Source organism: Streptomyces sp. NPDC002265 (assembly GCF_040296125.1).
GTDB lineage: Bacteria > Actinomycetota > Actinomycetes > Streptomycetales > Streptomycetaceae > Streptomyces.
The window spans coordinates 1-7,574 of the sequence record NZ_JBEOWS010000421.1 but is presented as its reverse complement, the minus strand read 5'-3'; the positions used below and the strand labels follow the sequence as shown (position 1 = coordinate 7,574).

8 protein-coding genes are annotated in these 7,574 nt (G+C 66.6%); 7 read left to right on the top strand and 1 reads right to left on the bottom strand.

Going from position 1 to position 7,574, the window contains the following annotated elements; genetic code table 11:
• The first annotated feature begins 186 nt into the window (after positions 1–186).
• Entirely contained in the window at positions 187–771 is a 585-nt protein-coding gene (locus ABT085_RS41230) for a hypothetical protein (RefSeq protein ID WP_351620649.1), read from the top strand.
• Positions 772–829: 58 nt separating this feature from the next.
• On the opposite strand, the gene ABT085_RS41225 is transcribed toward ABT085_RS41230, so the two are convergent.
• Complete coding sequence (locus ABT085_RS41225) at positions 830–1,129, bottom strand: ferredoxin (protein ID WP_351620644.1); 300 nt, start codon at positions 1,127–1,129, stop codon at positions 830–832.
• Between the two features lie 249 nt (positions 1,130–1,378).
• Here ABT085_RS41225 and arc point away from each other — a divergent pair, with 249 nt between their 5' ends.
• From arc to prcA, 6 genes are all read left to right on the top strand, one after another.
• Positions 1,379–3,145, top strand: coding sequence for a proteasome ATPase (gene arc / locus ABT085_RS41220; RefSeq protein WP_351620641.1), 1,767 nt, complete (start codon positions 1,379–1,381; stop codon positions 3,143–3,145).
• A 232-nt stretch (positions 3,146–3,377) separates the two neighbouring features.
• Positions 3,378–4,889 (top strand): depupylase/deamidase Dop, encoded by a 1,512-nt coding sequence (gene dop, locus ABT085_RS41215; RefSeq protein WP_351620638.1) that lies wholly within the window; start codon positions 3,378–3,380, stop codon positions 4,887–4,889.
• A gap of 188 nt (positions 4,890–5,077) precedes the next feature.
• Positions 5,078–5,296 carry a ubiquitin-like protein Pup gene (locus tag ABT085_RS41210; RefSeq protein ID WP_351620652.1) on the top strand — a complete coding sequence of 73 codons (219 nt, stop codon included), beginning with the start codon at positions 5,078–5,080 and terminating at the stop codon, positions 5,294–5,296.
• A 32-nt stretch (positions 5,297–5,328) separates the two neighbouring features.
• Positions 5,329–5,898, top strand: a complete 570-nt coding sequence (locus tag ABT085_RS41205; RefSeq protein ID WP_351620635.1) for an endonuclease VII domain-containing protein — start codon at positions 5,329–5,331, stop codon at positions 5,896–5,898.
• Positions 5,850–6,695, top strand: a complete 846-nt coding sequence (gene prcB / locus ABT085_RS41200) for a proteasome subunit beta (RefSeq protein WP_351620632.1) — start codon at positions 5,850–5,852, stop codon at positions 6,693–6,695. The genes ABT085_RS41205 and prcB overlap by 49 nt, the downstream gene beginning before the upstream one ends.
• Before the next feature lie 60 nt (positions 6,696–6,755).
• Positions 6,756–7,526 (top strand): proteasome subunit alpha, encoded by a 771-nt coding sequence (gene prcA, locus ABT085_RS41195; RefSeq protein ID WP_351620629.1) that lies wholly within the window; start codon positions 6,756–6,758, stop codon positions 7,524–7,526.
• Positions 7,527–7,574: the final 48 nt, after the last annotated feature.

The window sequence follows — 7,574 nt, the reverse complement described above, 5'->3', positions numbered from 1 at the left end:
CCGAGTTCCCGCACCACACCCAGGAACTCGGCCACGGCGCATCCGCGTTGCCCGCAGGCCACCACCGGCCACCACCGGCCCGAGGAAACCCCCCACCCCGCCGTTCCCCCGCACTGTGACGTGTGGCACGATGCTGGCCACCCCACCCCGGCACCCCCGGCACAGTCCTCGCAGGAGACGCACCCAGTGCTGCAACAGCAATCCGTCGTCCCGGAACTGGCACACGACCACACCCGGCCGATCCACTGGGTCGCCACCGCGACCGCCGTCGCCGGCGTCGTCGCCCTCACCTCACTCCTGCAACCCCACCCCGCGACCGCCGCCCAGAGCCCCGGCACCGACCCCGTGAGCGCCCCCACGAGCGCCCCGCCACCGGCCACCACCGGCGTCGCCTTCCCCCTCGACTGCGGCCCCGTCACCGCCGTCGTCCAGCGCAGGGCGAGCGGCGACCTCGACGGCGACGGCCGCCCCGAAACCGTCGCCACCGTCCACTGCGACGCAGGCATGGGCACCCCGCCCGACGCCCTCTACGTCCTCGTCCAGGCCGCGGGCGACCAGCACGCCCGCGTGGTCGCCACCCTCGTCGAGCCCAAGGAACGCTCCACCGTCAGCAGCCTCACGATCACCGACGCGGCCATACACGCCACGGTCCTCGGCTACTCGTCGCCCGAGATACCCAGTTGCTGCCCCGACGTCACCGAGAGCGTGAAGTGGCAGTGGAAGAACGGCGCGTTCATCCGCTCGACATCCGCCGGAGCACCCGGCAACTGAATCAAGCCACCGGCGCCTGTGAGAAACCAGACACACATCACGCGCCGTGGTCGCACGCTCACTCCGCGTCCGGACCGTACACCTCGACCCTGTCCGAAACCCGACGCACATGAATGCAGTCACCCGGACACTCCCGCGCCGAGTCCACCACATCCACCAGCAGCGGCAACGGCACCGGAACCGTCGCACCCGGCTCCTGCAACAGCTCCTCGTCGGCACCCTTCACATAGGCCAGACCGTCGATGTCCAGCTCGAACACCTCGGGCGCGTACTGGGCACAGATGCCGTCACCGGTACAGAGATCCTGGTCGATCCAGACCTCCAACGCCTCACCGCCGACATCGGCCACCTGCTGCACGTCATCTCTCCTGACCGTTTACTACACAGAGCCGCGGGAACGATGCGGACCCTGACGGGTGTTGAACACTTCGACCCTACCCCCGCCCGCTTTCCAATCATGTTCGGTGGGTATTCCCCTGGCGTGAGGGAGAGCGCAAGGGTGAAGATCGGACACACCCCGACAGTCTTTGTGATCTAGGGGTTTCAATCGACACCCACCCAGGTAGGGTCTGGAAGCGTCCAGCTCCCCTTGGAGGAGGTGAGGACCGTGGCAGCCCACGACGACGACATGAACCGCGGCATCCGCCCGGGACGAGGGTCCGACGACCCCGTCGGGCAGATTGCCTACCTTGAGCAGGAGATCGCCGTCCTGCGCCGCAAGCTCGCCGACTCTCCGCGGCACACGAGGATTCTCGAAGAGCGGATCGTCGAGCTCCAGACCAACCTGGCCGGCGTCTCCGCCCAGAACGAACGACTCGCCAACACGCTCCGTGAGGCCCGCGACCAGATCGTGGCCCTCAAGGAGGAAGTCGACCGGCTCGCCCAGCCGCCGGCCGGCTTCGGAGTCTTCCTCACGGCGAACGAGGACGGCACCGCCGACATCTTCACCGGAGGCCGCAAACTCCGCGTGAACGTCAGCCCCGGCGTCGAACTCGACGAGCTCAGGCGCGGCCAGGAAGTGATGCTCAACGAAGCGCTCAACGTGGTCGAAGCCATGGAGTACGAGCGGGTCGGAGACATCGTCACCCTCAAGGAGATCCTCGAGGACGGCGAACGCGCCCTGGTCCTCGGGCACACCGACGAGGAACGGGTGGTGCGGCTCGCCGAGCCGCTGCTGGACGTCACCATCCGCCCCGGCGACGCCCTCCTGCTCGAACCCCGCTCCGGCTACGTCTACGAAGTCGTGCCCAAGAGCGAGGTCGAAGAACTCGTCCTCGAAGAAGTCCCCGACATCGGCTACGAGCAGATCGGCGGCCTCGGCAACCAGATCGAAGCCATCCGCGACGCCGTAGAGCTCCCCTACCTCTACCCGGACCTGTTCAAAGAGCACGAGCTGCGCCCGCCCAAGGGCGTCCTCCTCTACGGACCCCCCGGATGCGGCAAGACGCTCATCGCCAAGGCCGTCGCCAACTCACTGGCCAAAAAGGTCGCCGAAGTCACCGGCGCGGCCGCCGGCAAGAGCTTCTTCCTCAACATCAAGGGACCCGAGCTCCTCAACAAGTACGTCGGAGAGACCGAACGCCAGATCCGCCTCGTCTTCCAGCGAGCCCGCGAGAAGGCCAGCGAGGGCACCCCCGTCATCGTCTTCTTCGACGAGATGGAATCCCTCTTCCGCACCCGCGGCTCCGGCGTCAGCTCGGACGTGGAGAACACCATCGTCCCCCAGCTGCTCGCCGAGATCGACGGCGTCGAAGGCCTGGAGAACGTGGTCGTCATCGGCGCCTCCAACCGCGAGGACATGATCGACCCCGCCATCCTGCGCCCCGGCCGCCTCGACGTGAAGATCAAGATCGAACGTCCGGACGCCGAAGCGGCCAAGGACATCTTCGGCAAGTACCTCACCGAGCGCCTCCCCCTGCACTCCGACGACGTCGGCGAGCACGGCGGCAGCAAGGCCACCACCGTCCAGAGCATGATCCAGACGGCAGTGGAACACATGTACGCCGAATCCGAGGAAAACCGCTTCCTGGAAGTCACCTACGCCAACGGCGACAAGGAAGTCCTCTACTTCAAGGACTTCAATTCCGGCGCCATGATCGAAAACATCGTCGGCCGCGCCAAGAAAATGGCGATCAAGGACTTCCTCGACCACAACCAGAAGGGCCTCCGCGTCTCCCACCTCCTCCAGGCATGCGTGGACGAGTTCAAGGAGAACGAAGACCTGCCCAACACCACCAACCCCGACGACTGGGCCCGAATCTCCGGCAAGAAGGGCGAACGGATCGTCTACATCCGCACCCTCATCACCGGAAAGCAGGGCGCAGACACCGGACGCTCCATCGACACGGTGGCAAACACCGGACAGTACCTGTAAAACCAGGGCGGCTGCGGGTGCCCACCACGGGTACCCGCAGCCAACTGTTTTTCCGGCCACAGCAGCAACAAGGCAATGACGCAAATGATCTCCCCACCAGCGCAAAGCCGTTCTAGGCTCTTCCGTACCGCCGGATCGCGCAGTGCGGGGACGGGCACCGCACACGACCGGAGCACCACCGGTACTTGAGCGGCGCCCACGACCGAGGGTGCCGCCGGGCAAGGAGGGCCGCATGACCGTACGGCGAGTAATGGGCATCGAGACGGAGTACGGCATCTCCGTCCCCGGCCACCCCAACGCCAATGCCATGCTCACCTCGTCCCAGATCGTCAACGCCTACGCCGCGGCGATGCACCGGGCCCGCCGGGCCCGCTGGGACTTCGAGGAGGAGAACCCGCTACGGGACGCCCGGGGATTCGACCTCGCCCGGGAAGCCGCCGACTCCAGCCAGCTCACCGACGAGGACATCGGCCTCGCCAACGTGATCCTCACCAACGGCGCCCGCCTCTACGTCGACCACGCCCACCCCGAATACAGCGCCCCCGAGGTCACCAACCCCCGCGACGCCGTCCTGTGGGACAAGGCCGGCGAACGGATCATGGCCGAAGCCGCCGAACGCGCCGCCCAGCTCCCCGGCGCCCAGCCCATCCACCTCTACAAGAACAACACCGACAACAAGGGCGCCTCCTACGGCACGCACGAGAACTACCTGATGAAGCGGGAAACCCCCTTCTCCGACATCGTGCGCCACCTCACCCCCTTCTTCGTCTCCCGCCAGGTCTTCGCCGGAGCCGGCCGCGTCGGCATCGGCCAGGACGGCCACGAACACGGCTTCCAGCTCAGCCAGCGCGCCGACTACTTCGAGGTCGAGGTCGGCCTGGAGACCACCCTCAAACGCCCGATCATCAACACCCGCGACGAGCCCCACGCCGACGCCGAGAAGTACCGCCGCCTGCACGTGATCATCGGCGACGCCAACCTCTCCGAGATCTCGACCTACCTGAAACTGGGCACGACCGCCCTGGTCCTGTCCATGATCGAGGACGGCTTCATCGCCGTCGACCTCGCCGTCGACCAGCCCGTACGCACCCTCCACCAGGTCTCCCACGACCCCACCCTCAAGCGACTGGTCACCCTCCGCAGCGGCCGCACACTCACCGCGGTCCAGCTCCAGATGGAGTACTACGAGCTGTCGCGCAAATACGTGGAGGAGCGCTACGGCGCCGACGCCGACGAACAGACCAAGGACGTCCTCGTCCGCTGGGAGGACACCCTCAACCGGCTCGAACGCGACCCCATGAGCCTGGCCGGCGAACTCGACTGGGTCGCCAAGCGCGAACTCATGGAGGGCTACCGGCGCCGCGACGGCCTCGACTGGGACGCCGCCCGGCTCCACCTGGTCGACCTCCAGTACGCCGACGTACGGGCCGAGAAGGGCCTCTACAACCGTCTGGTGGCCCGCGGCCGCATCAAGCGGCTCCTGGACGAGTCGGAGGTCGAGCGGGCCAGGACCCAGCCTCCGGAGGACACCCGCGCCTATTTCCGCGGCCGCTGCCTGGAGCAGTACGCGGACGACGTCGCGGCCGCCTCCTGGGACTCGGTGATCTTCGACCTGCCGGGCCGCGACTCCCTCCAGCGGGTCCCAACCCTGGAGCCCCTACGCGGAACGCGAAATCACGTCAAGGAGCTCCTGGACCGGTGCCGTACCGCAGAAGACCTGGTCAGGGTCCTCTCCGGCGGCTGAACGCAACCTCGGACAGGCCCTCGCGCACGGGTGGAAAGCCCCGCGCAAGGGAATCATCGAGGTGGGCCCCGTGCGTTGCAGCAACTGCGGGGCCGAAGTCGGGCCCGGCTTGTAGGGTCTGATCACCACCGATCGGCAGGAATGCCTACCTGTCGACCATGTCGGGCGAACTGAGCGGGGTGAGGGTTATGGCGACCAAAGACACCGGCGGCGGCCAGCAGAAGGCGACGCACTCCACGGAAGAGGTCGAGGAGCAGACGGAGGACGCGCAGGCGACCGGCGACCTCAAGGAACGTCACGAGAAGCTGAGCGACGACGTGGACTCGGTTCTTGACGAGATTGACGATGTACTCGAGGAGAACGCAGAGGACTTCGTTCGATCATTCGTTCAGAAGGGTGGCGAGTAGCCTTCGAATTGAAGGCTACGGGGGCTGCTTGGATGGAAAGCGAAGAGGGTGTGAAGCGCTGCGTGCGGTGCGGGGAGCACAAGCCGCACGCAGCGTTCGACCGCAGGCGGTCGAATCTGGATGGGTTGCAGCGCCATTGCCGGGACTGCAGGACCAACTACCACGCCGTAGCCCTGGAACCCGCCGGCCTCGCAAGGGTGCCGGAGGGGCACAAGCGCTGCCGCGGGTGCGGTGAGGTCAAGCTGCACAGTGAGTGGCACCGAAAGGGCGATGGCCTGGCCAGCCGCTGTAAGGCGTGCAGGGCGGCGGAGGGGCCCGCGCAGCACCTTCGGCGTAAATACGGGCTCAGCGAATCGGACCGTGACGAGTTGATCGCCTCCCAGAGGGGCGTCTGTTGTATCTGCCTCTCGGCCCCGGCTACACATGTGGATCACTGCCACAACACGGGTAGGGTCCGTGGCGTACTGTGCTTCAACTGCAATTCCGGTCTCGGCCTGTTGAAGGACGATCCCGAAGCCATGTACCGAGCTGCCGCATACCTGGAGGGAAACGCGTGGAAGCCAACACTCGTAGCACCGGGCGTCTACCAGCTGCCTTCCTGACGCCTGGGTCGTCGTCCTTCATGGACTTTCTCTCCGAGCACCAGCCGGAGATGTTGCCCGGCAAGCGGCAACTGCCTCCGACGCAGGGTGTGATCGAGGCGCCGCACGGCACCACGATCGTCGCCGTGACCTTCCCGGGCGGTGTCGTGCTGGCCGGTGACCGCCGGGCGACGATGGGCAACATGATCGCGCAGCGGGACATCGAGAAGGTGTTCCCTGCGGACGAGTACTCGGCGGTGGGTATCGCCGGCACGGCCGGTCTGGCCGTGGAGATGGTGAAGCTGTTCCAGCTGGAGCTGGAGCACTTCGAGAAGGTCGAGGGCGCTCAGCTGTCGCTGGAGGGCAAGGCGAACCGGCTGTCGACCATGATCCGTTCCAACCTCGGCATGGCGATGCAGGGGTTGGCGGTGGTTCCGCTGTTCGCCGGGTTCGACGTGGACCGGGCGAAGGGGCGGATCTTCTCGTACGACGTCACGGGTGGCCGTTCCGAGGAGCACGGTTACGCGGCGACGGGGTCGGGTTCGATCTTCGCGCGGGGTGCGATGAAGAAGCTCTACCGTGAGGACCTCACCGAGGACCAGGCCACCACGCTGGTGGTGCAGGCTCTGTACGACGCGGCTGACGACGACTCGGCGACCGGTGGTCCCGATGTCGCCCGCCGGATCTATCCGATCGTCACCGTGATCACCGAGGACGGTTTCCGTCGGCTCACCGAGGGTGAGTCCTCCGAGATCGCCCGTTCGATCCTGGAGCGCCGTCTGGAGCAGCCCGACGGCCCGCGTGCCGCGTTGCTGTAGGCGGCGGCCGTGCTTCTTTCAGGTGATCTTGTGACTTCGACAGAAAGGGACGGATAACCGGTGTCGACGCCGTTCTATGTCTCACCTCAGCAGGCGATGGCCGACCGGGCGGAGTACGCCCGCAAGGGCATTGCCCGTGGTCGCAGCCTGGTCGTGATCCAGTATGCCGACGGCATTGTGTTCGTCGGTGAGAACCCGTCCCGTGCGCTGCACAAGTTCAGCGAGATCTATGACCGGATCGGTTTCGCGGCCGCCGGCAAGTACAACGAGTACGAGAATCTGCGGATCGGTGGTGTGCGCTATGCGGATCTGCGTGGTTACACCTATGACCGTGACGACGTGACGGCGCGCGGGCTGGCGAATGTGTACGCCCAGACGCTGGGCACGATCTTCTCCAGTGCGGCCGAGAAGCCGTACGAGGTGGAGCTGGTCGTGGCGGAGGTCGGTGAGACGCCGGAGGGTGATCAGATCTATCGGCTGCCGCATGACGGGTCGATCGTGGACGAGCACGGTTCGGTGGCGGTCGGTGGTAACGCGGAGCAGATCAGTACGTATCTGGATCAGCGCCATGAGGACGGGATGAGCCTGTCGGAGGCGCTGAAGCTGGCGGTGCAGGCGTTGTCGCGGGACACCAACGGCACTCAGCGGGAGATTCCGGCGGAGCGGCTGGAGGTCGCGGTGCTGGATCGCACGCGTCCGCAGGCGCGTAAGTTCAAGCGGATCGTGGGTCCGCAGCTGTCGCGGTTGCTGGCGGCCGAGGGTGCGACGACGGAGGCGGAGAGCGCCGAGGAGAGCACTGACGGTGCTGAGGACGGCGGCAAGGAGTTGTAGTTCGTTCCTGGTTCGCTCCGTGTGTGCCCCCGGCCGGTGACGGCGGCC